The sequence below is a fragment of the Bacteroidota bacterium genome (assembly GCA_016713925.1).
Taxonomy (GTDB): Bacteria; Bacteroidota; Bacteroidia; order AKYH767-A; family OLB10; genus JAJTFW01.
Genome location: JADJOH010000002.1, coordinates 541,880 through 568,089 on the forward strand (window position 1 = coordinate 541,880; position 26,210 = coordinate 568,089).

The 26,210-nt window shown below is 41.7% G+C and carries 21 protein-coding genes and 1 tRNA gene; 14 read left to right on the forward strand and 8 right to left on the reverse strand.

The window, feature by feature from the left end:
• The first annotated feature begins 35 nt into the window (after positions 1-35).
• The 9 genes from IPJ86_02295 to murI all read left to right on the forward strand — a co-directional run bounded on the left by IPJ86_02295 (position 36) and on the right by murI (position 9,223).
• On the forward strand, positions 36-788 hold the full coding sequence (locus tag IPJ86_02295) for an isoprenyl transferase (protein ID MBK7886156.1): 753 nt from the start codon (positions 36-38) through the stop codon (positions 786-788).
• A complete protein-coding gene (gene bamA / locus IPJ86_02300; GenBank protein MBK7886157.1) occupies positions 781-3,288 on the forward strand; it encodes an outer membrane protein assembly factor BamA in 2,508 nt (835 codons plus the stop codon). Before IPJ86_02295 ends, bamA begins: the two co-directional genes overlap by 8 nt.
• Before the next feature lie 278 nt (positions 3,289-3,566).
• Positions 3,567-4,514, forward strand: a complete 948-nt coding sequence (locus IPJ86_02305; GenBank protein MBK7886158.1) for a T9SS type A sorting domain-containing protein — start codon at positions 3,567-3,569, stop codon at positions 4,512-4,514.
• Between the two features lie 4 nt (positions 4,515-4,518).
• Positions 4,519-5,547 carry a c-type cytochrome gene (locus IPJ86_02310; protein ID MBK7886159.1) on the forward strand — a complete coding sequence of 343 codons (1,029 nt, stop codon included), beginning with the start codon at positions 4,519-4,521 and terminating at the stop codon, positions 5,545-5,547.
• A complete protein-coding gene (locus IPJ86_02315; protein ID MBK7886160.1) occupies positions 5,544-5,948 on the forward strand; it encodes a cytochrome-c peroxidase in 405 nt (134 codons plus the stop codon). The genes IPJ86_02310 and IPJ86_02315 overlap by 4 nt, the downstream gene beginning before the upstream one ends.
• A complete protein-coding gene (locus tag IPJ86_02320) occupies positions 5,927-6,625 on the forward strand; it encodes a cytochrome-c peroxidase (protein MBK7886161.1) in 699 nt (232 codons plus the stop codon). The genes IPJ86_02315 and IPJ86_02320 overlap by 22 nt, the downstream gene beginning before the upstream one ends.
• A 444-nt stretch (positions 6,626-7,069) precedes the next feature.
• Entirely contained in the window at positions 7,070-7,690 is a 621-nt protein-coding gene (locus IPJ86_02325; protein MBK7886162.1) for an OmpH family outer membrane protein, read from the forward strand.
• A 38-nt stretch (positions 7,691-7,728) separates the two neighbouring features.
• Positions 7,729-8,241, forward strand: a complete 513-nt coding sequence (locus tag IPJ86_02330; protein MBK7886163.1) for an OmpH family outer membrane protein — start codon at positions 7,729-7,731, stop codon at positions 8,239-8,241.
• A gap of 160 nt (positions 8,242-8,401) precedes the next feature.
• Positions 8,402-9,223 (forward strand): glutamate racemase, encoded by an 822-nt coding sequence (murI, locus tag IPJ86_02335; protein ID MBK7886164.1) that lies wholly within the window; start codon positions 8,402-8,404, stop codon positions 9,221-9,223.
• Positions 9,224-9,748: 525 nt separating this feature from the next.
• Here murI and IPJ86_02340 read toward each other — a convergent pair.
• The 5 genes from IPJ86_02340 to IPJ86_02360 form a co-directional block, all read right to left on the reverse strand.
• Complete coding sequence (locus IPJ86_02340; GenBank protein ID MBK7886165.1) at positions 9,749-11,839, reverse strand: SurA N-terminal domain-containing protein; 2,091 nt, start codon at positions 11,837-11,839, stop codon at positions 9,749-9,751.
• 156 nt (positions 11,840-11,995) lie between these two features.
• Entirely contained in the window at positions 11,996-12,181 is a 186-nt protein-coding gene (locus tag IPJ86_02345) for a hypothetical protein (protein MBK7886166.1), read from the reverse strand.
• A gap of 6 nt (positions 12,182-12,187) precedes the next feature.
• Positions 12,188-12,796: an LPS export ABC transporter periplasmic protein LptC gene (gene lptC / locus IPJ86_02350; GenBank protein ID MBK7886167.1), complete on the reverse strand. Its 609-nt coding sequence runs from the start codon at positions 12,794-12,796 to the stop codon at positions 12,188-12,190.
• Positions 12,762-14,033 (reverse strand): hypothetical protein, encoded by a 1,272-nt coding sequence (locus IPJ86_02355; protein MBK7886168.1) that lies wholly within the window; start codon positions 14,031-14,033, stop codon positions 12,762-12,764. The genes lptC and IPJ86_02355 overlap by 35 nt, the downstream gene beginning before the upstream one ends.
• The gene (locus IPJ86_02360; protein MBK7886169.1) at positions 14,017-14,751 is read right to left on the reverse strand and encodes a type III pantothenate kinase; all 735 of its coding nucleotides are present in this window, start codon (positions 14,749-14,751) and stop codon (positions 14,017-14,019) included. Before IPJ86_02360 ends, IPJ86_02355 begins: the two co-directional genes overlap by 17 nt.
• A 132-nt stretch (positions 14,752-14,883) precedes the next feature.
• On the opposite strand from IPJ86_02360, the gene IPJ86_02365 reads away from it, so the two are divergent.
• Positions 14,884-14,959: transfer RNA gene (locus tag IPJ86_02365), tRNA-Phe, on the forward strand.
• Between the two features lie 22 nt (positions 14,960-14,981).
• The gene (locus IPJ86_02370; GenBank protein ID MBK7886170.1) at positions 14,982-15,377 is read left to right on the forward strand and encodes a response regulator; all 396 of its coding nucleotides are present in this window, start codon (positions 14,982-14,984) and stop codon (positions 15,375-15,377) included.
• Positions 15,378-15,431: 54 nt separating this feature from the next.
• Here IPJ86_02370 and IPJ86_02375 read toward each other — a convergent pair whose 3' ends face one another.
• Positions 15,432-16,889 (reverse strand): hypothetical protein, encoded by a 1,458-nt coding sequence (locus IPJ86_02375; GenBank protein MBK7886171.1) that lies wholly within the window; start codon positions 16,887-16,889, stop codon positions 15,432-15,434.
• Between the two features lie 315 nt (positions 16,890-17,204).
• On the opposite strand from IPJ86_02375, the gene IPJ86_02380 reads away from it, so the two are divergent.
• Both IPJ86_02380 and IPJ86_02385 read left to right on the forward strand, forming a co-directional pair.
• Positions 17,205-17,774 (forward strand): hypothetical protein, encoded by a 570-nt coding sequence (locus IPJ86_02380; protein ID MBK7886172.1) that lies wholly within the window; start codon positions 17,205-17,207, stop codon positions 17,772-17,774.
• 41 nt (positions 17,775-17,815) lie between these two features.
• On the forward strand, positions 17,816-23,332 hold the full coding sequence (locus tag IPJ86_02385) for a PKD domain-containing protein (protein ID MBK7886173.1): 5,517 nt from the start codon (positions 17,816-17,818) through the stop codon (positions 23,330-23,332).
• 181 nt (positions 23,333-23,513) lie between these two features.
• Here the strand turns inward: IPJ86_02385 and IPJ86_02390 are convergent, their stop codons facing one another.
• Together IPJ86_02390 and IPJ86_02395 are read right to left on the reverse strand one after the other, a co-directional pair.
• Positions 23,514-24,041: a T9SS type A sorting domain-containing protein gene (locus IPJ86_02390; protein MBK7886174.1), complete on the reverse strand. Its 528-nt coding sequence runs from the start codon at positions 24,039-24,041 to the stop codon at positions 23,514-23,516.
• Positions 24,025-25,047 carry a hypothetical protein gene (locus tag IPJ86_02395; GenBank protein MBK7886175.1) on the reverse strand — a complete coding sequence of 341 codons (1,023 nt, stop codon included), beginning with the start codon at positions 25,045-25,047 and terminating at the stop codon, positions 24,025-24,027. The genes IPJ86_02390 and IPJ86_02395 overlap by 17 nt, the downstream gene beginning before the upstream one ends.
• Before the next feature lie 195 nt (positions 25,048-25,242).
• Between IPJ86_02395 and IPJ86_02400 the strand changes: the two genes are divergently transcribed.
• Positions 25,243-25,830 (forward strand): AAA family ATPase, encoded by a 588-nt coding sequence (locus IPJ86_02400; protein MBK7886176.1) that lies wholly within the window; start codon positions 25,243-25,245, stop codon positions 25,828-25,830.
• The last annotated feature ends 380 nt before the right edge of the window (positions 25,831-26,210 follow it).

A 26,210-nucleotide genomic window follows, 5' to 3' on the forward strand; every position in this document is an offset into this window, starting at 1 on the left:
GGCCGTCACATTTATTACATTTGCGGGCCTCAACCATGTCATTAAAAGAAAAGATAGACCTCCAACGTTTACCACGTCATGTAGCAATTATCATGGATGGTAATGGACGCTGGGCAAAACAACATGGTAAAATACGCACTTTCGGTCATCAGAATGGCGTGAAAGCCGTGCGTGATACCGTAGAGGGTGCTGCGGAGCTAGGGGTAGAAGTTTTAACCCTCTATGCCTTTAGCACTGAAAACTGGAGCCGTCCCCGCTTTGAAATTGATGCGCTGATGCATCTGCTGGTACAAACCATCTCCAAAGAGACGCCCACCTTGATGGAGAACAATATCCGTCTCGCTACCATCGGCAATACAGAAAGTCTACCGGATAAAGTTTTAAAAAACCTGAATAAAAGCATTGAGAAAACTGCCGGCAATTCCCGGATGACACTGGTGCTGGCTCTCAGCTATAGTTCCCGATGGGAAATCACCAACGCGGTACAGAACATCGCGCGTGAAGTAAAAGAAGGATTGCTGAAGCCCGAAGATATCAGTGAGAAGATCATCAGTCAGCACCTGAATACTGCCGCCTGGCCTGATCCTGAACTTCTGATCCGCACCAGTGGTGAAGCACGTGTCAGCAATTACCTCCTCTGGCAGATCGCCTATGCCGAATTATACTTTACACAAAAACTATGGCCGGATTTCCGCAGGGAAGATCTTTATGAAGCCATCATCGACTTTCAAAACCGTGAACGCCGTTTCGGAAAAACATCCGAACAACTGAAATCAGAACATGCTTAGAGTTTATTCCATACTGCTCCTACTTTTCATCTTCCTCTCCTCTCCCCTCGCGGCACAGATAGAAACTATTGGTGGTGTGGATCAGGAGATTGATTTTGGCAACCCAAAAGAATTTGAACTCGGAGGCATCACGGTTACCGGCGTACAGTTTCTGGATGAAAGAGTCCTCATCACCCTCACCGGACTCAACATTGGTGAACGGTATAAAATTCCGGGAGATAAAATTTCCGGCGCCATAGAAAATCTCTGGAAACAAGGACTTCTTTCTGATATCAAAGTGGTGGCCGAAAAAATCACCGGCGACAGAATATTTCTGAATTTGCAATTGGTAGAACGTCCACGACTTTCGAAATTCTCTTTCTCGGGCATCAGCAAAAATGAAGCGGATAAACTGCGCGATAAACTTCAGCTTGTCAAAGGAAAAGTGATCACCGAAAATCTGATTCAGATGACCAAGAATCAGGTGAAGGATTACTATGTCGACAAAGGCTTTCTCTTTATCGGGGTAGATGTAAAAACGGAACGCGATAGTGCCGCCGGAGTCAATCAGGAACTCATGCGCATCGCCGTTAGTAATAAGAGGCGCGTAAAAATTAACGATGTCATCATCCACGGAAATACAGAATTTACAGAGAAGAAAATCCGAAGAAAGATGAAGGGCAGCAAGGAAAAAGGATGGTATAAAATCTTTAGTTCTTCCAAATTCAACGACGAAGCACTCGAGAAAGATAAAGAAAAAGTAGTCGCTTCCTATAACGCCAAAGGATTCAGAGATGCAGAAATCGTCAAGGACAGCGTTTATAAATTTGATGAGAAGAGTGTAAATATTGAGGTGTGGATAGATGAAGGGAATAAATATTTTTTCAGAAACATCACCTGGATCGGGAATACCAAATATCCTACTGCCTTGCTCAGTCAAACACTCGGCATTAACAGAGGAGATGTTTACAATCAGCAGAAATTAGATGAAGGACTTTTCATCAGTCAGAACAGCCGCGATATCAGTTCGCTGTACATGGATGATGGATATTTATTTTTCCAGGTCACTCCTGTAGAGGTATTGGTCGAAAATGATTCCATCGATCTGGAGATGCGCATCTACGAAGGAAAACAAGCGACCGTTAACCGCATCACCGTAAAAGGAAATTCCAAGACCAACGACAAAGTCGTACTGCGTGAAATCCGCACCAAGCCCGGACAACTTTTCAATCGTTCCGACATCATCCGTACACAACGCGAATTGGCGCAATTGGGCTACTTCGATCAGGAAAAATTAAATGTAATTCCTAAACCGAATCCGGCTGATGGAACTGTCGACATCGAATACATTGTAGAAGAACGTCCTTCCGATCAGCTTGAATTATCAGGAGGCTGGGGCGGTGGAGCCGGAGTTGTGGGAACACTGGGCGTATCATTCAATAATTTCTCTGCGCGCAATATTTTCAAAAAAGGAACATGGTCTCCGCTTCCTACCGGCGACGGACAACGACTGAGCATTCGTTTTCAGTCGAACGGACGATTCTTCCAAAGTTACAACATGTCCTTTACAGAGCCGTGGCTGGGAGGAAGAAAGCAAAATTCGCTCAGCGTCTCCCTCTTCCACTCTGTACAAACGGATGGATTACCAAAAGGAAATGAAGATCGCTCCGCGTTAAAAATCAGCGGTAGTTCAGTAGGGTTAGGAAGAAGATTAAAATGGCCGGATGACTTCTTCCAGATCTATCATGAGTTAACCTATCAACGGTACACGCTGGAAAACTGGCAGGGTACTTTCTTATTCAGTGATGGGTACTCCAACAATTTAAACTTTGAACAAACCATCTCCAGAAATTCAGTAGATGGATTCATCTGGATAAGAAGCGGCTCGCAGTTATCATTTACCATACAGCTCACCCCACCTTTCAGTTTATTTGACAAGACCACCGACTACACCACCGCCAGTTCAGAAGTCCGTTACAAGTGGATTGAATACCATAAATGGAAATTCAGCGGATCATGGTACAAGAGCCTCGGCACCAAGTTCGTGTTATTCTCCAGAGCACAAATGGGCATCCTTGGTTACTACAACGGTGACATCGGACCTTCGCCCTTTGAGCGATTCTATTTAGGAGGAGACGGACTTTCAGGATTCGCATTAGACGGACGTGAGATCATCGCATTGAGAGGATACAACAACAACACCATCACACCCAGCATCAATGGCAATACGGTGGGTGGAACGGCGTACAACAAGTACACGATGGAGTTGCGCTTTCCGGTATCGCTCAATCCCTCTGCCACCATCTACACGCTGGCCTTCATCGAAGCCGGTAACAACTGGTTAGGCACCCGCAATTTCAATCCTTTCAACATCAAACGTTCGGCTGGTATAGGCGTCCGGATTTTCCTTCCCATGTTCGGCCTCCTCGGACTCGACTGGGGCTACGGCATCGACGAAATTGAAAACAAACCCAACGTCAACAAAGGCCAATTTCACTTTACGATCGGACAGCAGTTTTAGCCGGTGTATTAGTCGAATATTATTTGTGTAACGCCTTCATTTTCTATTCCATATCATGCCGGGATCTCTCCAAGGCCCAATGTCAGGGTGGTAAAATAACCCCGTCCGTTATCATCCATGCCAATTAGATTGCCCTGAAAAATTTGAATACTCCAATACTAAATAATTTCCTATATTTGATTGAGCAATTGAAGGTCGATTGAGTTTAAAACCGGCCATGAATTATAAATGTTATACAACTTAATTAAAAAAATAAAATGAATAAAAATTTCTACATAATGTTATTTGCTTTGATGTTCGCAGCAACAATTTCCAAAGCACAAAAAAATGTATACCTGACGATTTCGCATAAACTTGGTGCATCCAATTTTGCATTCAATCAAACTGCGCAAAACAACTTAATGCAAAATTTCAGAATTACGCGTGTAGACTACTACATTTCCAGCATTAAAATCATTCATGATGGAGGTGTGGAAACGGCTGTACCTTCTCATTACATCCTGGCCAAAGGTTCAATCACTGTGATTGACCTTTTAGGCAACTTTAATGTGACCAATGTGGAAGGTGTTAAGTTTTACATCGGTGTTGAGGCGCCTACTAACAATTCTGATATTACCTTACAGCCAGCAGGACATCCGCTTTCATTTCAAAGTCCATCCATGCATTGGGGCTGGTCTTCCGGATATCGCTTTTTAGCATTGGAAGGTGTCACAGGTTTTGGATTTACAACACTATTTGAAATGCACGGATTAGGAAACGCCAATTACTTTCAACAAACTGTAATGACTACCGGTGTAAACAGTGGAAGCGATGTATATATCAATTTAGATGCTGATTATTCACAGGCACTTGAAAATATTAATGTGACCTCCGGCCCCATAGATCATGGTGTAAATGCAACTGATTTAACCGCATTAGAAAACTTTCGTGATTATGTATTTGGCCCGGGAGCCGGCACCCCTACTTCAATTAATAATGCGGAAGAAAATATAAACTTAGATATTTATCCAAATCCATCTGCCAAAACTTTGTTTATCAACTTTGATCAGCAAAATAACAACGTAAACAAAATGGTGATGACTGATGTTACCGGTAAAGTGGTCTTTGAAACACCATTAAGTAACAAAAATGAAATCGACCTGAGCCATACTGCAAAAGGAATGTATATTTTGAAATTTTACAACCGGGATACCCTTGTGACGCATAGAAAAATAATTAAAGAATAGGAGAATGAAAAGCCCGGTCGTTAAGGTTTTTCTCCTAGTCATTTCCTTTTGCACCCTACTCATCGGTTGCAAAAAAGACGACACATCGCCTTTGGCAGAACAGGAAATAATAAATATTCCAATAGGATTTCCCTTAATTGATTTCCCTGATAGCAACACCTTCACTAAAGAGCGATGGGAGTTAGGCAAACGACTCTTTTATGATACTCAACTTTCTAAAAACAATACCATAAGTTGCGCTTCCTGTCATCATCAGAAATTTGCATTCGGTGACAGTGTTGCATTCAGTTTAGGCGACAACAATTCTCCGGGTACCAGCAATGCCCCTACATTGGCTAATGTGGCGTATCACCCTTACTTTACTCGTGCCGGCGGAGTCAGCACATTGGAAATGCAAATTTTAGTTCCCATACAAGAGCATAACGAGTTTAATACAAATATGCTTGATGTAGTGGATAAATTAAAATTAAACAACAGTTACAATCAACAGGCACAAATTGCCTATGGCAGAACGATGGATCCCTATGTTATTACCCGGGCCATTGCCACCTTTGAAAGGAGTTTAATAAGTGGCAATAGTCGTTACGATGAATTTAATTACGCCGGAAAATCCGATGCGCTCAGCACCAGTGAGCAGCGGGGTCTCCAACTTTTTAGAAGTAATAAAACGAATTGCAGTCAATGCCATAGTGGATTTAACTTTACCAATTACGCTTTTGAAAACAATGGCTTGTATTTGAATTATGCCGACAGTGGTCGAATGCGTTTAACCCATCTCCCGGAAGACAGAGCAAAATTTAAGGTGCCGACTTTACGCAATATTGCACTCACAGGTCCCTATATGCACGATGGTAGTTTGGCCACGCTGGAAGATGTAGTAGAACATTATAATTCAGGTGGTAAAAATCATGTCAATAAAAGTAATTTAATTACTGCGCTCTCCCTTACTAATCAGGAAAAGCAAGACCTCGTCAATTTTTTAAATTCATTAACTGATCCTTCTTTCATTCAGAACAACGATTTCAAAAAATGAGAAATACCAAACTCGTAATTGTATTTATCATTACAACAATTGCTCTATCTGCAAACAGTTGTAAAAAAGACACGGAATCCACGGAAACACCTGATGCACCTTACACATTAGATATAGGTGCATTTCCTCCTCCTTCTATTGCACAGGACAATCCCTTAACACGGGAGGGTGTAAAATTGGGCAGAATGTTATTTTATGAGAAAAAATTATCGCGCACGAATACACAATCTTGTGCCAGTTGTCATATGCAACAATTTGCTTTTAACGATACTGCACAATTTTCAATTGGTGTAAACAATTTGCCGGGGGGAAGAAATGCCATGTCGGTATTCAATATGGCCTGGCATACCAATGAATTTTTTGGGATGGCAGAGCACATTTGTTACGTCACCAATCCTTAAAACCAATTCAGGATAATTTAGAAATGGATGAAACATTGAACAATGTTGTCAATAAATTACAATCAAGTTCTAATTACCCGAACCAATTTCGAAAGGCATTTGGCACCACCCAGATCGACACCATTTTAATTTCAAAAGCGTTAGAGCAATTTATGAATTCTATTGTTTCCAACCATTCCAAATACGATGATTATCTGACCGGGGCTTATACATTAACTGCTCAGGAAGAGCGGGGCCGCTATTTATTTTTTACAGAATACAACCCGGGCTTTCCTTCTACAAGCGGTGCCGACTGCAAACACTGCCATGGTGGTGCTAATTTTGAAAATGACAAGTATATGAACAACGGCATTGATGATGATTTGAGTGTAACGGATATTGGCAGAGAAAAAGTAACCAATCTCCCGGCAGACAGAGCAAAGTTCAAAGTACCCTCCTTACGAAATGTGGAGCTTACCGCACCTTATATGCATGACGGGAGATTTCAAACATTAGAGCAAGTCGTAGATCACTATAATCTGGTCACAAACTCCACAACCCTTGATGCATCCTTTCTGCAGCAATTACCCAATGGCTTGCAACTTTCATCTTCTGATAAGCAGGCCTTAGTTGCTTTTCTAAAAACATTAACCGACCAGGAACTGATGACTAACCCTGAATATAAAAGTCCTTTTTAACGTAAAAAATGTTTATTATTTGATTTAGGGTTCTCGCCACAAGATGGCGTCGCTGCAGTAGTGATCGTCATAGTATGTAGAGATCTTCTTTGCAAGACAACTTATTTCAACCTACCCTACCAGCTCTGGAGGGTGCGATATCTCCGTATAAAAACTACATTCTTCCATCACCACGTCGTGGCGAAATACCGGCAACTGGCAACTGGTAACACCCTACCTCCACCTTTAACCCTTGCTTCTTCCACCCCACAAATGAAGAATCCCTAAAGAAATAAACTGCTGAATTCAGCGTTTTGAAGTACTCTCTATCGCTATGTTCTTTCAAACCACTGATTTACATAGCTATACCCTCATAATAATAACGTTCCCGATTTGGCTGCTTCCGATAAAATCGGTAAATTTGGCACGATAATTTGCAAACGCGGGACAGATAAAACCCAACACATGAAGAAGTTCATCCTAGCATTCACCTTCGCAACCACACTATTCATCGGTTCGCCCCTTTTCGCTCAGAAGTACGCTTATATTGATTCGCAGTACATTCTTGACAATATTTCTGAATATAAAGCCGCTCAGCAACAACTAGATCAATTGAGTGTGGCCTGGCAGAAAGATATCGAAGCCAAATATGGTGTTATCGATAAGCTCTATAAAGATTATCAGGCGGAGCAAATCCTGCTGACTGAAGAAATGCGTCGTAAACGCGAACAGGAAATTACCAATAAAGAAAAAGAAGTAAAGGAATTTCAAAAACAGAAATTCGGGTATGAAGGGGAGCTCTTCAAGAAGAAACAAGAACTCATTAAACCTATCCAGGATAAAATTTATAATGCCGTAAAGAAAATTGCTACCGATCAGGGCTATGCGGTCATTTTTGACAAGTCAGGCGATCTGGTGATGTTATACACCAATCCCAAATACGACAAAAGCGATGATATTTTAGCAGCTATGGGTTATAAAGCCGGTACCAAAGGACAAACAGATGGCGGCGGTGCGACTAAACCCGGTGGCTCAGGTGATACTCCTCCCCCTTCAGGTGGTGGCGGATCCGATGATCGTAAATAATTAAAACAACTAATCAACTAATAACTATTCCATTTATCATGACAAGAATCTTTGCCATCCTCTGTGGTATTCTGCTGGGCTTATCCGTGCAGGTACAAGCGCAGAACACACTCAAATTCGGACATATCAACTCTACTCAATTATTGAGTCTGATGCCTGAAACAAAAAATGCTGATTCCTCCTTGCAAAAATTCGGAGCATCACTCGAAAATCAGCTGAAAACGATGACCGCCGAATATCAGGGAAAAATCTCCGACTTTAAATCAAAAGAAGGTTCAATGGCTGATCCGATTCGAGATGCTAAATTGAAAGAGATCAGCGACCTCGAAGAACGTATTCAATCCTTTCAGGAATCTGCTCAAAGCTCAATGCAAAAGAAAAAAGAAGAGTTATACACTCCTATTTTGAAGAAGGCAGAAGAAGCAATTAATGCAGTAGCGAAAGACAATAAGTTCTCTTATATCTTTGACTCAAGCGCCGGAACATTGCTGTTTGCACAGGAGGGTGACGATGTGCTCCCTCTCGTTAAAGGGAAACTCGGATTGAAATAATTCGAAAAAATAAATCTTAAAAAGGCTGTTTCTTCCGGAAGCAGCCTTTTTGTTTTTCCAACCAGTCCTGAAAATCTGCTTTACATTCTCTCCCCTTCACTTCATTGCTAAAAGAAATCTTACACCACCCCTGACAAGCTGAATTTCTCTATTTTTGACTATGCCTCGTCCTGCTCACCCTTCCTCCCGTCCTCTGGGAATTTTTGATTCCGGTATTGGCGGCCTCACCGTTGCCAACGCCATTCATGAACTCATGCCGAATGAAACATTGATTTATTTTGGAGATACGGCCCACCTACCCTATGGTGATAAATCGCCGGAGGCTATTCGAAAATGGTCAGTGGTGATCAGTGATTTTCTGTTGAGTTTTAATTGTAAAGCCATTGTGATTGCCTGTAACAGTATTTCATCCGTGGCTTATGATACTGTAAAAAAACATGTTGGGAACAAAGCGATTGTAATAAATGTAATTGATCCGGTGGTGGATTATGTCAGTGCGCAAACCGCCACTAAGCATGTAGGTGTGATTGGCACCAAGGCCACGATAAAATCAGAAGTATATGACTCTAAATTAAAATCACGATCTAAAAAAATTAGTGTATCCTCTCTGGCCACCCCCCTGCTTGCTCCTATGATTGAAGAAGGTTTCTTCAACAATAAAATTTCGAAGACCATCATTAACGATTATCTCTCCCGCCCGAAATTAAAAAATATTGATAGTCTTATTTTAGGATGTACCCATTACCCGCTCATTCGTCCGGAGATTGAACAATACTATAAAGGTCGTGTCCAGATATTTGATTCGGCAAGAATAGTAGCGCACCATGTACAATGGGTCCTCGACGAACAGCAATTGCTGCATCAGGGCAAAGCCGGAAAACATCGATTCTTTATTTCAGATTTCACCTCCTCTTTTGAAATGAGCACAAAAATATTTTTCAAGGGTAAGGTTAAATTGGAACAGAAGAATTTGTGGAAGTGAATGAACCGGGACTTTTAAAAGAAATACAATAGCTACATCGGGAGATTTTTTTTGTTAGTGAAAATTGATTGTCGCCTCTTTAGTCACTTCTTCGTTGTTGAACAAGCCCTTAAAGAGCTACTCTGTAACTAGCTTCTTTCACGAGGTAGCTGCCCCTTCATTGACTTAAGCTCTGTTGGGGCGACATCTCCGTAACGCAAGGATGTCATCTTTCTCCATCTAACTGCCATCACCCGACCTTCGGTCGGGTGATGGCAGTTGTTACGAGAGGGGGAGCTCTTCTTTACAGAGATATCGCCCCTACAGGGCTTTTGCAGGAAGAAGTGTAAGTTGAGTGGGGAGCTCTTTCTTTACAGAGATATCGTCCCTACAGGGGTTTTGCAGGAAGAAGTGCAAGTTGAGTTCTGCCAAATCGTACAGCTACCATTATAAAAAAAGCCGGACTTGGGATCCGGCTTTTTAATTATCTTATAACTGATCTCCGATCTAACCCCAGGGCTATCCGAAAAATCAATTTACATTCTCTTAATAAAACTTCGCGCGTTTGTCAACAATTCCTGCTTTTTCGCGCAAGGCATTGTACGACTCATACTGGCTGCGGTTCTGCAATTGTGAGCGGAGTTGCTTAGTAGCCTCTTTCAGGTCAGCAGGTTCCTTGACATCAGCAAAAGATTCCACTTGCACCACATACACACCATTCAGGCCTTTTAAAGGGGCTGATGTTTGACCGGGCTTCATTGCCATCAGGTATCCTACCACAAACGACTCCATTCCGCTATTAGCAAGCATGGGTGAAGCGAAAGAAACAGACGCTGCGGATTGTACCGGTTGTGTCACGGCAGTACCGATTGACTCCAGCGTGGTTCCGCCTTTCTTCATCTTCTCCATCAGCATCGCTGCTTTTTTATCGCGGCGCAGTTCAGCGGTTAACTGATCTTTCACCTGCTCCATCGTACTAAAACCTTTTTCACGACGATCATTCAATTTCGCAATGACAAAACGATTTCCAAATTCAAATGCTTTTGATACTTCACCCAACTCTGCAGTAAATGACCAGCGCACCATTTCGCGTGATCCTTCCAGCGGACCAACCTGACGGGCAGTCTCCATGATATTCGGCTCAGAGAATTTGGTCAGCTTCTGTTCTGTTACAGCCTTTTCAAAAGCATCGGCAGTTAAATTTTTCCCGGCGAACTCATTGGCTTTTGCATATACCGCCTGATAGGTTTTGGTACTTGGTTCAATTTTCTTTTCTACATAAGCTACACGCACCTGACGACTTTGCTTACCCTGATCCACGATATGGATGATATGCACTCCGAATTGTGTTTGAACAACCGTATAATCTCCCTTATTTCCCTGGAAGCAGGCATCATTAAATTCGGCCACCATCATACCCGGACTAAACCATCCCAGATCACCCCCCTTCATCTTCGCACCTTCATCTGTTGAATACTGATCCGATAAGGTTTTAAAATCAGCGCCACTTTTCAATGCATTCTTAATGCTATCAGCTCTGGCAAGAACAGAATCCTTATTAGCACCTTCAATTTTTAACAAGATATGAGAAGCCTTCACAGAATCCGGCATCATCTTCACTGCTGAAAGTTTAGCGAGACGGAATGCACCATTCTCCTCATAAGGACCAAAGACAAATCCCACCGGAACGCTAAACATCAGAGAATCGATATTAAAAGGCAAACTTCCTTTCTTATTGTAAGAAGCATTAAAAGGACCATCACTATTCAGCACCACAAAAACCGAATCATTCGTTGACGTCCTGAAAGTATCTGTCAATTGCGTAATGGCAAACATAGCGGCCTGACGATCCATATCGCTCGGCGTAATTTCAAAAGTCACGTAATCGATATTCGTTGAAGCTTCCTGCTTGTACTTCTTCATCGTTGCATTGTACAATGTCTTCAGTTCTGAATCAGTGATTTCTATTGTGCTATCAATAATACTTGTATAAGGTAGTGCCACATAACGCACATTTGCAGTTTTGTTCTTTGCAAAGAAATCATCTTTCGCTTCTGCCTTTGTCACAAAAAGACCTTGCTTTATCAGGTTATAATATTTTTGCTGGATACGTTCTTCACGGATAGCATTTTCAAATAGCACCCATTGCTGACGTGTTTTACCTGTTGCATCATTATCCATATTCTTCAGGAAATTGACCACATTGGCCGAATTAAAAATTCCGGTTTTAGGATCGGTAAAAGCTTGCTTGATTTGCTGATGAGGATTTTTTCCCTGCACCATATCCAGCAACTCTTTTGGTGAACATGTCAGTCCCAGTTTTTCAAACTGAGGATTCATCACCATTTCATTGATCAACTGATTCCAGGATTGCTCGCGGAGTTGGTCCATGGTATTTTGATCCACCGTTTCGTTAGAAGACTGAAGTTTGTAATTATCCACCTGTGTTTGCACACGGGCTTCAAAATCCATGATATTTATTTTTTTTCCTTTTATTTCGCCCACGGTAGAATCACTTCCACTCATAAAGCCATTCCGAGTGGAGAAAAAGTCTCCAAGGATAAACGCCGCAAGACTGAATCCAACGATACCGATCAACAGACCTGCCTTACCCCTGATTTTCTCAATAACTGCCATAACAATATAATTTTTCGAATTTAGAGGGTGCGAATATACGAAGCTTTCTTCAAAGTGAAAACTAATTGGAGCAGTAAAACCACATCCTATTTTATTTTAAATCAGTTCTTTAGATAATATTTTGAAAAGCACTATAGGCAAAAAGGTCCTTCTGATTTACTTTTCTCTTTTTTCCATTCGGATTCGCTGATTTCTTCTGATCAACCAGAAGACCATCGCCACACCGGTAAAGATGAAAAACCACAGTGCTGAAGTGAGGGTTTCAGTAATAAGTTTATAAGTACCGAGAGAAGCTCCAAGCAGTACAATGACCAACCACGAAAGTTCAAGCACCCTCAACATCGCTTCTTATTTTTTAACTGTAATGCGACCTCTGACATTAAATATTTTATACAGACTGAAATCCTGGTTGGCTTCAAATCCGTCCCCATAGATGATCTCATCTTCCGTTGTAATTTTAACATGCTGATCACTGGTTAATTTTTCATTTCTTTCATTCCAGATCAGCAGTTCTGTATTCAGCATTTCTCCTTTTTTATTCACCACGACTACATCCTTCCTCGCTTCCCATCTTTTTTCATTCTCGTAATGCACCGCGTACTTCGCTTTTAACTCGGATTCCACTTTCATTTCCGGGTCAAAGAATTCAATATGTATCCCCTGAGGCATCTCCGTGATATTCTGTGGAGAAACAATCTTCTTCAATTCGGGCGCCCTGACTCTGACGCGTACCAATCCCGAATCACTATAGAGCGTTTCAAGGCCCTTGATATGCTCTACCGGCTCATTCTTTTGCTCTGTAATACGTTTAATCTCTGTCTGGTCATTTTCACAAGCACTTAAAACACCAGCGAAAGTTAACAAAAAAAGGAAATCCAGACTCCTTCTGTTAAAAAACAATCGACTTGTCCGCATGATCAGATTAATCAAATCTTCTTTTTTGGAACCAATTTTCATTGAAGGTAATACCGATAACGGCACGAACATAGCGTTCCCGGATCAATGTACTCTCCGTAGTTCCTCTTTGCCCTGCTTCAAGAGCAATGTTGATCATCGACTGATATGCCTTTCTCAAAGGCAAGCCAAAGCCGAGGCTAATGCCTTTATCTTCAATAGTATTATTACGTAAATTCAAATACGACTGACTATAAAATAGTCCGGCACGGAATTGCATCCTTTCAATAAATCGTGTCCCTTTCGCATCATTCACATATTGACCACCAATTGAAACCCGCATACTATTATCCAGACTATCTTCTCCTCTGAAAGATTTATACGTACTCCATTCCTGAAACCTGAAATCGGATTGAACGGTCCATTTTTCACCTTTCGCTACTTGTATACCGATACCAAATGACATCGGCAATTCAATTTCACCCTTTTCTTCTGCGATGTACTGAACAGTATCTCGTGAAAAATCTATTCCGATCGCATTGGTTCTGTAATTTTCCCAAAGGAAGGATCTTTTCGCCTTCATCTGTTGAGCAGTAGAAAAAGTAGCACCTATGGCCAATGTATAATTATTTTTCAGATGGGCTTTATAGTGCAATCCAAAATCAAAAAGGAAATCTCCCACAGAGGTATTATCCAGCACTCTGGTTCCAAAGAAATCCGTATCAGTAAATTCGATTATCCTGGATTGTTCGGTTGATCCGAAGAGATAAGAAGCATTAACTCCCACCGAAAATTGCTTTGATAATTTTATGCCTGTCCCCAGAAAATATTTATTTAAACCTCCTGTACCTTCATAAGTAGTGGAGATGGTATTGGAGGAATCGATAAAGGAAGAAGTTTTGATAGAATAGCCAATTCCGCTAAAGGGCAGCATACCGAAAACGAGTCCGATTTTATTCCGCAGTAACGGCATACCGAGAACGAGGTACTCCAGTTTCGCATTGTACTTCTTACTATTGATGGCACCCTGATCTAACCAGAGTCTTTCGCCACTTACACCAAACTCAAACACCATCAAGGAATCATAGGCATAGGAGGCAGGATTCGACACATTAAGCCGGCCGAAATAACTCTCCGCCAATGATGTCCCACCCATTCCACGTTGATGAGCAAAGCCATTAAAAAGCAATTCGCCCGGTCCAAATCTGGAGTAAGGGGAGACGGTACTCGTTTGTCCAAAACTCTGATGGATCAAAAAGACCATTAGAATACTGACTATCAACCTACTTATTTTCATCATGGTGTTGTAACTGAAGAATCGCATTTAAACCCTGCAAGGTGAATACCGGGGCAACAAAGATGCGGGATTTGAGCTGATTTAAAAAGAATTCACTGTCGCCACCGGTTAATATTAGTTCCAAACGAGGATAAAGTTCCCGGTATTGCAGAATGAAGCCCTCGATTTCCGCCACCATTCCATTAACCACGCCCGAAAGAATGGAGGCCGTTGTATTTTTACCTGTGAGAGCGGGTGCGGAAACAGGATCCAACAAGGGCAACCGGGCAGTAAAAGTATTTAATGCCTTGAACCTCATTTTCAAGCCGGGGGAGATGGAACCTCCTGAGTAAATTCCATCATGGCTTACAAAATCAAATTTCAAACAGGTACCCGCATCTATAATAAGAACATCCTGACCCGGAAATAAAACATGCGCTGCACAAGCGTTAGCGAGACGGTCCCGGCCCAGGGTTTGAGGTGTTTCATACCCATTCTTCACAGGGACTTGCATCTTTTCATCCAGATAAAAAACCTCCTCTATACCTTGAATAAGTTTCTCCAGATACGGAGGCAAAGGGGCTACTGCAGAGATCATTACCCTCTTGATTTTTTTCCCGGAGATATCTGATTGCAATTGATTTATTGCTATTTCATTGAGCACACCCACTTTCACGGGATGATCCCCATCAAATACGCCATACTTGATGGAAGAATTACCAATATCGAGCACCAGATTCACGATGCAATATTAGGATTAATTAAATTTTAAAAGCTATTTAATTGATCTGTAATTTCTTTAGCAGAAAGAGAAGACCTTTTGATTCCCGACTTGTTTTTCCTAAAAATGTCTTACTTTTGCGGGCTCCAACACGGTGATGTAGCTCAGTTGGTAGAGCAAAGGACTGAAAATCCTTGTGTCGACGGTTCGATTCCGCCCATCACCACCAAATAAATTTTAAAACCACCAAGATGAAACCCACTCGCTTTCGGAAGGTCCTGCTGATCGACGACAACGAGATCGACAACTTCATCAATGAAAGAATGATTACCTCCAGTCATTTTTCAAAAGAGGTCATTGTTAAAAATTCCGCTGATGCTCCCTTAGGTTTCCTTCGCGGACTGAACCAGCAGGCCGATTACCCTGAGATTATCTTTTTGGATTTGAATATGCCTGTGAAAGATGGGTTTGAATTTTTAACGGATTTCGAATTGTTGTCGGATGAAATAAAAAACACGAGTAAGATCGTTGTTTTATCCTCTTCGATTTCACCTGACGACATCAACCGGGCCTCCACGAATTCGCATGTATTTAAATACGTGAACAAACCGCTCAGTGAAAAATATTTGGATGCCATCATCCTCTAAAAAAGGAAGCCCCGATGCATGCATCGGGGCTTCCTTTTTTAAAAATAATTCTATTTAATCCTTGATCGGATTGCTCATTCTGCGAATAATATTTTCATCCACTTTTACATAAGAGATCACGGGGCAGGAACCACTATTCAATGCTTCAAACTCTGTCCACATCTCTGCAATCTTCTTCACTTTACGACGATAGTCGGCAGGCTTCAAAGCGGTCTTCAACAATTTCATCAGAAAACGGGCAGACTCAAACTCTGCATCCTGTTCTCTGATTTGCCTCTTGAGACTGGAGATAATTTGCATGCAAAGGCTATCATCACCGAGAATGCAATATTGCAAGGCCTGAAAAAGTTTTGAATCGATATCCGTGTAGAGATGTTGCTTCAACGACATCTGATTGCGCAATTCATTAATCTTACGTGCAGCACCCTGAAAGTCGCGTTGATAAAAACGAACGATAGCCAGATAACGCTTCACACAAATAAAATGATATTCCTCCTCCTGATTAAAGTCGCAATATTTCTCCAGCTTATCCGCATAAAACTGCAGGTGATCAATATTACTATCGATTTGATACTTTACAATTTTAGAGCGTAGGAATTGCACCACAAAAAAGTTCATCATATGCTTCTCCGTCATCTCCGGCAACTGCTGATGGATGCGCTGGAGATAATAATCTGCACGAACAATATTTCCGGTGCGCACATAATACTCAAAGTACAACATATCCGTAATACATTTTATATTCTGATAAAACGTATCCATGGGATAGCTGTCAAAAATCTTGGTCATCTTTTGAAGGACCGCTTCAATTTCAATCTCACGAGCTTTCAGTCCATCCAGTTTATGAGGAACATTACATAAATAATAAATTCTGGCAACATTATAAAGCACATAGAGGCGATGGGAATCATACAACTCGCAAATATTGCTAAGTTCCCTTTTCATCATGATCACTTCTTCGAGATCGGACTCCTGACCATTCAACTGATAAACACCTAACTTCTTTATCATTCTGAAAAAGACACCTTCTGCCTTCGACACTGCGAGAGAAAAAGCGACATGCTTGTTAAACTTGGTCTCATAAGAATCGTACTCTTCTGAATAGAGATGCAATTGAGCAAGTGTTTTATACACTAAAATCAATTCTGCATTCAGGTCATATTCTATTAGCTGTTTCTCGAGTTCACGCAATGCTCTCACCGAAAATTCGCGGTTGTTTCCAAAAAGGTGTGCCGGTACTCTGGAGACCTCATCCATTAACGTTTGTATCGGATTCTGCACTTTCTTACTGAGTATAGAAGCGATTTTGGAATTCAGGCGGGACTTCAGCGTATAATAAGCGCTGGGGTTCACCTGTAAGATATCCATCATCTCGCTATCTTCTACTTCGCGATTCCGTGTAGTTTCCAGCACCAGAAAAGGCTTATTCTTCTTCTTCCCTGACACCTCCTGCAACAGTTGCTGGTATTCATCTTCGGTCAGTTTCTTAATTGTTTTACTTAAGATTTCCATGCTTGAGCTTGCTTAAATTGGATGAGTATTTTATGCCACTTGATACGCAGATCTTTCAACAAGGTTTCCGGGTCTCTCTATTCTGATTATTTCAACCGGGTAGGAACTTCTTTCCATAAACTGCGTATTCAGTCCATGATCGCAAGAATATTACGAACGTCCTTTCTACTTCAATTCCCCTTCCCCGGTTACTATTTCCCTTTAAAAACGGTGAAAAAAGACCAAAACCTTACAAATGGAAGGAATGTAACCAATACCCCCTCTACCCACGTATATAGGATCGTAAATTGACAATGACCAAAAAATAAATTGAAAATGAACCACCAGGCACACACAGAAGACTTCTACAAAACCATCCGTGAAAACAGGATGCTGATGTACTCTAAACCGAAGCGTTACTTCAATCGTGACGAACAGAAAGGATCAACGTTTAAATATCTCTTCCTGATTGAGACGATCGTATTCATTCTCCTCATGGCTGCAGCAGGCACCACCATGGCACAGGGAACTCAGGTCGCACCGGGTGCTCCGTTCACTGCGAATGAGCAGGCGGGTGTCAATATTCACAACTACAATACGGTTTACAACAGCGGTAAAGTATTCGTGAGCTGGACGTCAAAAAATGAAAGCGAAGACTGCGTATATGTTATAGAACGCTCCGGAAACGGTCAGGAATTTCAATCGGTTGGTGTAAAAGAAGGTATTGGATCGGAAATCGAACTCTACTATTCATGGATCGACAAAACACCTCCTGCAGGATTTGCCTACTACCGTGTAAAGAAAATTACCAAGGAAGGTACACAATTATACAGCTCTGTTAGTTCTGTTATCAACCAGTCATCGAATTTCGAAAACTACGCACAGGGCGAAGAAGAAAACAAATAATCGACGTCCCTTTATACGTGAAGTGCACGTGTTTACGAACTATGAAAATAACGGCGAATAGGGTATTCAGAAAATATCTCAGCTTGTTGTTTCTACTTACTGCAACAACGTTACTACGGGCCCAGGTGCCCGTAGCTTCGTTTACCAGTAGCCAGGACAGCGGTTGCGCGCCCTTATTAGTGAATTTTATAAACACTTCTACCGGTGCCGTTAGTTATCAATGGAGTCTTGGTAACGGAAACAATTCGACTTTAACCAATCCCTCCACCTCTTATATTAATTCCGGTGCATATACGGTTGTCCTTATTGCCACCTCTGCCACAGGAATTAAAGACACCATTGTCTCTACCATTACCATATTAGGCGACCCGGTTGCTGATTTCAATGCTTCTGCTTTTTCAGGTTGCGAAGATCAGAACAGCATACTCTTTACCAATATTTCTGTGGGCGCCTCTTCCTATATATGGGATTTTGGTGATGGCAGTTCATCTAATGCAACAAATCCCTCACATACTTACACTACGCCCGGTACGTACAATGTCAAGCTCATTGCATCAAATATTTTCGGGTGCCAGGACATTGCGATAAAGAACAGTTATATCACCATTCATGCGAGTCCGCTGGCTCAAATTACCATCAACCAGACTTCGGCATGTGATGTTGCGACCATCTTTCAGTTTTCCGCTTCCGCAACAAACATCTCCTCCTGGCAATGGAACTTTGGTGATGGAAACACCTCCACACAGCAAAATCCTTCGCATCAATATGCCGGTGCAGGAAACTATCCGGTCACTTTAATTGTCACTTCTCCAAATGGATGTATAGACACCGCCACTTCTGCCAATAACATCACCATTGGAAATAGTTTAGTCCCTTCTTTTACGATGAATGATAGTGCAGGATGTGGTCCGCTCACAATTCAGTTTGACTGTACTGTACCCAATGCCACCACCTGGAGCTGGGATCTGGGCGATGGCACCACTTCTACTCTGGACAATCCTGTACATACTTATACCAATCCCGGTTCATATACGATTACACTCACCGTTACCACCCAGAGCGGTTGCAATGGTTCCGTTACACTTCCTAATCTGGTTGTAGTAGATGCGCTACCGGTAGCTAATTTCACTGTGCTGCAGGATAGTGGTTGTGTTCCTTTCATCGCGCAGTTTATTAATTTGAGTACAGGAGCGACTTCCTATTTGTGGAAATTCGGAAACAGCGATTCCTCATATCTGACCAATCCAACGACGCTTTATACACAGGGTGGCTACTTCAGTGTGACCTTAACTGCGATCTCTCCTAATGGTTGTCAAACTTCAATTACAAGACCGCAACTCATAAAATCCTTTGCCCCCAGAGCCTACTTTACCGGAACGCCACTGGTAGGTTGTCCGGGCATGACAGTTCAGTTTACACATACCGGCAATGCCGTTAATGTCAATAATTACCTATGGAATTTTGGAGATGGCACTACTTCCAATCTTGCCAACCCCAGTCATACATACGCTGCGATTGGAAATTATACGGTATATCTGATCGTCACCAATTCATTCGGTTGTAAAGACACGGTGTATAAAGCAAATTATGTGACCGTCATCAGCGGACAAGTGGCTTACACAGTCCCCGATACATTCCTTGTTTGTCAGGATAATCCGATAGCGTTTTCAGATCCTACTACAGGCAGTAACACCTGGAACTGGAATTTCGGGAATGGATCCGGCTCCACTTCTCAATCCCCAAGTGCCTTGTATCCGACACCGGGTATCTATACGGTTACATTACAAACGTCGATGCCGGGAGGATGTACTCAAACCTTCAATCCCTATGCAATTGTAAAAGCCATTCCCTACGATCCGCAGCCGATAGAGTTTAATTTTATCAATCCCTGTAAACCTTATACCATTAGTTTCTCCACCCAAACGCCCGATATCACCACTTTCAGTTGGGATTTCGGTGACGGTACTACTTCAACGTTAGCCAATCCGACACATACTTATCAGCAGGCGGGCACTTATACCATTGTCTTAAACATGAGCATTGGTGAAGGCTGTCTTGCCACCATCACCACTACCATCACACTCGGACATTCGAATCCTATGCTCTCCGGAAGTCAGGATATTTGCTTAGGAAGTCCGGTGCAATTCAGTTTAACCGATTCACTCGCCTTTACCAATGCGTTATGGAATTTTGGAGATGGAAATACGTCGGCACAATTGCAACCCGCCTACACCTATACCACTGCGGGCAGCTATAATGTCGAACTCATCACCACCGATACGCTGGGTTGCAAAGACACTTTTAATCTGGCAATACCGGTTGTAGTGAACAATCCCATTCCGGCATTCACTTCTAACACTATTTCCTGTGTCAATGCAGCGGTGACCTTTCAAAACAATTCGCAAAACGCCTCTTCCTATAGTTGGGACTTTGGAGATGGAAACACATCCAATGATCTGAATCCTACGCATACCTTCGCGCAGGCTGGCGTATATACTATAACGTTAACGGCTATAGAAAATACCTGTTCTGTTACACATACAGCTGTGGGCTATCTGAATGTGATACAGGCGCAAAGTTTATTCACCTATACCACCAACGGACAATGTATGCCGGTCACGGTAAGCTTTACAGATCAAAGTAACAATGCCGTGCAATGGCTTTGGTATTTTGGAAATGGCGACAGTTCGGTACAGCAAAATCCGGTATACACCTATTATAGTGATCCGACCGATTCCATTCAACTCATCATAACTGATAACAATGGGTGCATGGATACTTCCTATCAGGTTCCATTCCCCTATTATGCGGCCGGTGCGCTGGTTGATGATTCAACAGGATGTATTCCACATGCTGTACAGTTCAGTGATCTTTCCAACGGAGCCATCGCCTGGACCTGGAACTTTGGCGACAACAGCACATCAACGTTGCAACATCCCACACATACTTACACCGGCAATGGCTATTTTGATGTCATGCTGATTGCAGAATTCCCGGGTGGATGCCTGGATACCATTCTTTATCCTGACATGGTACATATTTCATCACCGGTTGTTGATTTTTATTCCCCTTCTCTCGCAGGATGTTCGCCGACACAAATCAGTTTCGTCAATACCACTTCCGATGCCACACAATTCAGCTGGTCGTTTGGAGACGGAGGGATTTCTTCCAATATCAATCCGCAACATATCTACTATATTCCGGGCACCTACACCATCACACTCATTGCTATCAACAGTTATGGGTGCAGTGATACGATGATACGCCAGGATTATATTTCCATTCCGGGAACTTATACTAATTTCGGCATATCCACACTTTCCGGATGCCAGGGACAAGGTGTTCAGTTTACGGATTCGTCCATTAATGCCAGTCAATGGAGTTGGGATTTCGGAGACGGAACGATTGATACGCTTTGCCATCCTGCACATATCTACCAGGATACAGGATCGTACACCATCACTTTAATAACGATTGACTCGATAGGTTGTACTTCATCCTATAGTTATCCATTGCCATTAATCATCCATCCTAAACCTGTTGCTGCGGCATCTGTCACAGATAGTTCGGGCTGCTCTACATTTACTACATCCTTCATCAATCTTTCGCAGGGCGCGATTACTTATCTCTGGGATTTAGGAGATGGAGATACGAGTCAGTTAGATGATCCCACACATACCTATATTCAGGGAGGAATGTATTATCCGGAACTCATTGCCACCACTTCATTCGGTTGTAAGGACACCTTCCAATTCAGCACGGGAATTGATGTTTGGCAAACCCCTGTTGCTGGTATTTCTGCGAGTGATACCGTAGGATGTGAACCGGCGCAATTGACGTTTTCCAGTAACTCATCCCTCACACAAAATCCGAATTACAATTGGACGACGAATAACGGTTTAAGCAGTACAGATTCTGTTTTTCAACCGTTGTTGGTGAATGATTCCATCTATACCATCACCCTTATCATCACCAATAGCAACGGATGTTCGGATACCGCGCAACAACAGGTATTGATCCATCCTTCACCTGCTGCTTCTGCTACTGTGAATACCAATTCGGGTTGTAATCCGTTAAGCACTCAATTCACGAATACATCGGGAGGTGCTATCTCTTACACCTGGTATTTTGGAAACGGTGATTCTTCCACGACTACTGATCCTTCGTATACCTACTCTATTCCCGGTCAATATACACCCGTTCTCATCGCCACCAATAATTTTGGCTGCAGTGATACCTTTACTTTCCAACCCGGCATTGAATCATTACTAACACCTGTAGCTGCATTCTCAGTGGATACAACGGCTGTCTGCTTTGGCGATGTACTTCAATTCAACGATCAATCCAACGACACCATTGCTCCGACTTATCAATGGGATTTTGGTTTCACGACCAGTACATTAATGAATCCTGTGATTACCGGTAACAGTTCCGGAATCTTTGATGTCACCTTAATTGTAACCAACAACAATGGCTGTTCCGACACCAGCACTCAATTGCAGTATTTCCAGGTTTACGATACATTGCCGCCGGCTGTAAGTCCTATTGCTTCGGCCAGTGTACTCAACGATCAGCAGGTTGAAATTACATGGTTCAACACATGGCAAAATGATGTCGCCGCTTATCGTTTATACCGGTACAATACTGCAGGAAATGCCTGGGATCTCATCTACACGGACAATAACCCTGTACTCGCTACGACAGCATTAACGAGTGCATATACCGACAATGGCTTAAACACAAAAAACAATACCTATACCTATAAGGTACAAACTATTGATCATTGCGGCTATGAGTTACCGTTAGACAGCAGCACCTCGCATACCACCATCAACATCAGCGCACAAAGCACCGGACTTATCATTCAGGTCAGCTGGACGGCTTATCAGGGATGCACCTTCAACGAATACAAACTTTACCGTACAGAGCGCCCATCGGGTAGTCCACAACTTATCGCCAGCCTTCCATCCACGACACTACAATACACCGACACCACTTTACTTTGTCCTTTCGAATACGAATACCGTGTGGAAGCGGTTGACTTATGCGGACAACCCTTCAGAGCATGGAGTGATACCGCAGCGGCATGGCCGGAAAATATTTTCGAAAATCAGCAATCGTTAATTGTCCGCTCCACTGTAGTGAACAACCAATACATACTCACCGAATGGAATGCCCCATTCATTCATCCGGAGCGCGTCCTTGAATACCGGATTTTCCGTAGCATTGACAACATCAACTTCAGTCAGATCGCGACAGAACCGGCTGCGGTCAACAGCTATACCGATATGACTGCGGAAGTGCAAACAAATTCCTACACTTATAAAGTAGTAGTGGTAAACGATTGTCAGATTCCGGGCTTGGAAAGCAATATCGGAAAAAGCATTTTACTCGAAGGATATTGGAAAGACCATCGCACCTATTTGAACTGGTCACCCTATGAAGATTGGGCGACAGGTGTAGATAATTATGTCATTGAATTTTTAAGTCCGCAAGGCACCTGGGTTCCGGTAAAAACGGTTACGGGGACGAGTATCTCGACGGAGTTGGATGATTGACAACGGTGAGGACGGTATGTAGTGACAGGTCGCGACCTGTCACCAGCAAGATGACCTGTCACTACCTACCGTTGTCAATGTCCGAATGTAGCCGCGTTACATGTAACGCGGCTACATTCGGACATCGTTACATATGGCGTGATTAAAATCGGACGCGGCAACAATCTGACAAAATTATTGTTCACCATTTCACGAATCTCCCCGTTAACACTTCCTTCTCGGTACTTAACCTAACAATGTACACACCATCAGGTTGAGACGAAAATGAACTGCTGTTGCTAAAATAACTTCCATCTGTTTTGGAAGAAATTCGATCAATTATCTGCCCATTTATATTAAAAAACTCTAATGTTGCATTTCTTCCTTTTAACTCTTCAGCATTGACAAAAATTGTTTGCCAGGATTTATCAAAATATAGTTTCAACTCCTTGTTCTTAGGAAATAAGTACTCTAAGCCAACGGAAAGAGTATCACATGGTGATCCTACCCAAGCCCCTAATTCATAATTGTGATTATTCGGAAGGCCTACATAAGCTTTGTGACCTCCTAAGTAAAAACTGAATAAAGTAAAATCGCAAGCTGGAAATACACTATCAGGAGAATTTATAACTGATAAATTTGAATTAGTTATATTAACCGTAGATGCACAAAATAAATAAAAACTACAAGCATCCGGACCAGCCCAAAAGTACTTAAATATATTTTCCATCAGGCCCTAACTCTAAAAGGCCGGGAATATCCGGATCGTAAAAAGTCCTTAAAGTTTCTGCACTAGCAATAAAATTGGAGCTATTCAGGTCAAATTGTATTAAATATCCCTTGTTTCCTCCAACCCCTTGATAAATTGAAGAGACATACAATTTACTTTCATCAGGTGATACTTCAAAACCCCAAAGACCGCTATAACCGGATGTTGTTAACGAATAAACAATCTTATTAGATAGAATACCAGAGCATCTGTCAAAGTCGTATCTTTCAATGATACCATTTGAAGAAACATTATATAAATGGTCACCAGCCAAATTAAATTTTAGCCTATAAGTACTCTGCAATGCTATACTTGCACCAATATATTGAGTAGGACTTATGGTAACACCAGATGGACTAATCAAGTATGCAGTAATATCATTAGTAGGAACAGTCTTCCAGCTTCTTGCTAAAACCCACCAATCCCTTCCGTTTCCATGCCTTACTGCTGTTATCCCATCTGTAATAGTATCATTTCGGAGTTGAACATTTTTTTGTACAACTTTTCCTAAACCACCATTAAAAGATAAGTCAACGATTGAATAATATAATCCTACAACTGGTTGAGTATTACCAGCACAAAAAATATAAAAACGATTAATATCCCCTGGGTCCGGAACAATAACCATTTCCTGATACCATAATGCCCCAACAAGTGAATCACCACTTTCCATTACAATATGGTTTTTGTTGACTACCGTTCCATCTGTAAAAATATTATTTATTGCTAACCATTGTGCCCAATTGGGAGAACCACAATAAAATAATAAATCACCAGCACTGTCACAAATACTCGCACAAGTCCCACGTACTCTTAAAATGCTACTAGCGGGTTGAGGACTATTCAAATTAGTAAAATCTATTGCTGCGCTATCTCCAAAAGCCCAATAACGATCGGTAAACTGAGCATGAACATCGGAAGAAAACAACCGGATGAAAAAGAACAGAAGAAAGATTTTATGGAACATGAAACGATGCAGAATTATTGGCAGGAATAAAGATAAGGGTAATTCTCTTTCTGAAACAGGCAATTGAGATCCGTCTACTATTTTGATTAAATATATCTTTTTGAAAGGATTAACTATCCAAACAGTTATAAGTGTTCAGCATAAATGAAGCAAAATTGTGCTTAATAGAGTGGAAAATTCATTAAATTTGCAGGAATGGTAGATAAAAATCTATATATAATTGCAGGATGTAACGGATCTGGTAAAACCACAGCTTCCTTTACTATTTTACCGGAAATGATCAATTGTAAAGAATTTGTAAATGCCGATGAAATTGCCAAAGGGATTTCACCATTCCAGCCGGAAAAAATTGCTTTTGAAGCCGGTCGTTTAATGTTAAACCGAATAAATGAATTACTGTATTTAAACGAAAGCTTTGCTTTTGAGACAACTTTATCAACCAAGAGCTATAGAAGTAAAATACTTGAAGCAAAAGAAAATAATTATTCCATAACTTTAATTTTCTTTTGGCTACAAAATGCAGAATTAGCAAAGGAACGTGTTAGGACACGAGTCTTGGAGGGTGGACACGACATCCCGACGGATGTAATTGAAAGAAGATATTTAAGAGGAATTATAAATTTATTTGATATATATTTACCAATAACGGATGGAGCTTTAATTTTTGACAATTCACAAGGAAACGATTGCAGAAAAAACCATTCAAGGGAATTAAATATTATTAACACTACAAAGTTTGATCAAATTAAAAAATGCTATGATAACTGTAGAAGAACAAAATGAACTCCGGGACAAAATTTTGAAGGGGCTTGAAATATCGTATGAAAAATTGATTGCCTACAAAAAATATAAAAACTCTGTACTGGTTGTGATGAGAGACAACAAAATAGTAAAGATTAAACCGGAAGATTTATAGAGTGGTTGGATATTCCGTAATGACAGGTCGCGACCTGTCATTACTGTCATCGTCCGAATGTAGCCGCATTACATGTAACGCGGCTACATTCGGACAAATAGAGAAGGTTACCAATTTACGATTTTACGCGGGACAGGTCGCGACCTGTCACTACATTTATTTGCCGGTGACAGGTCGCGACCTGTCACTACGGGTTCATCCATTTCATATTCACCGTTTGTTGTAACTTTGGTGCTACAAAAAAATT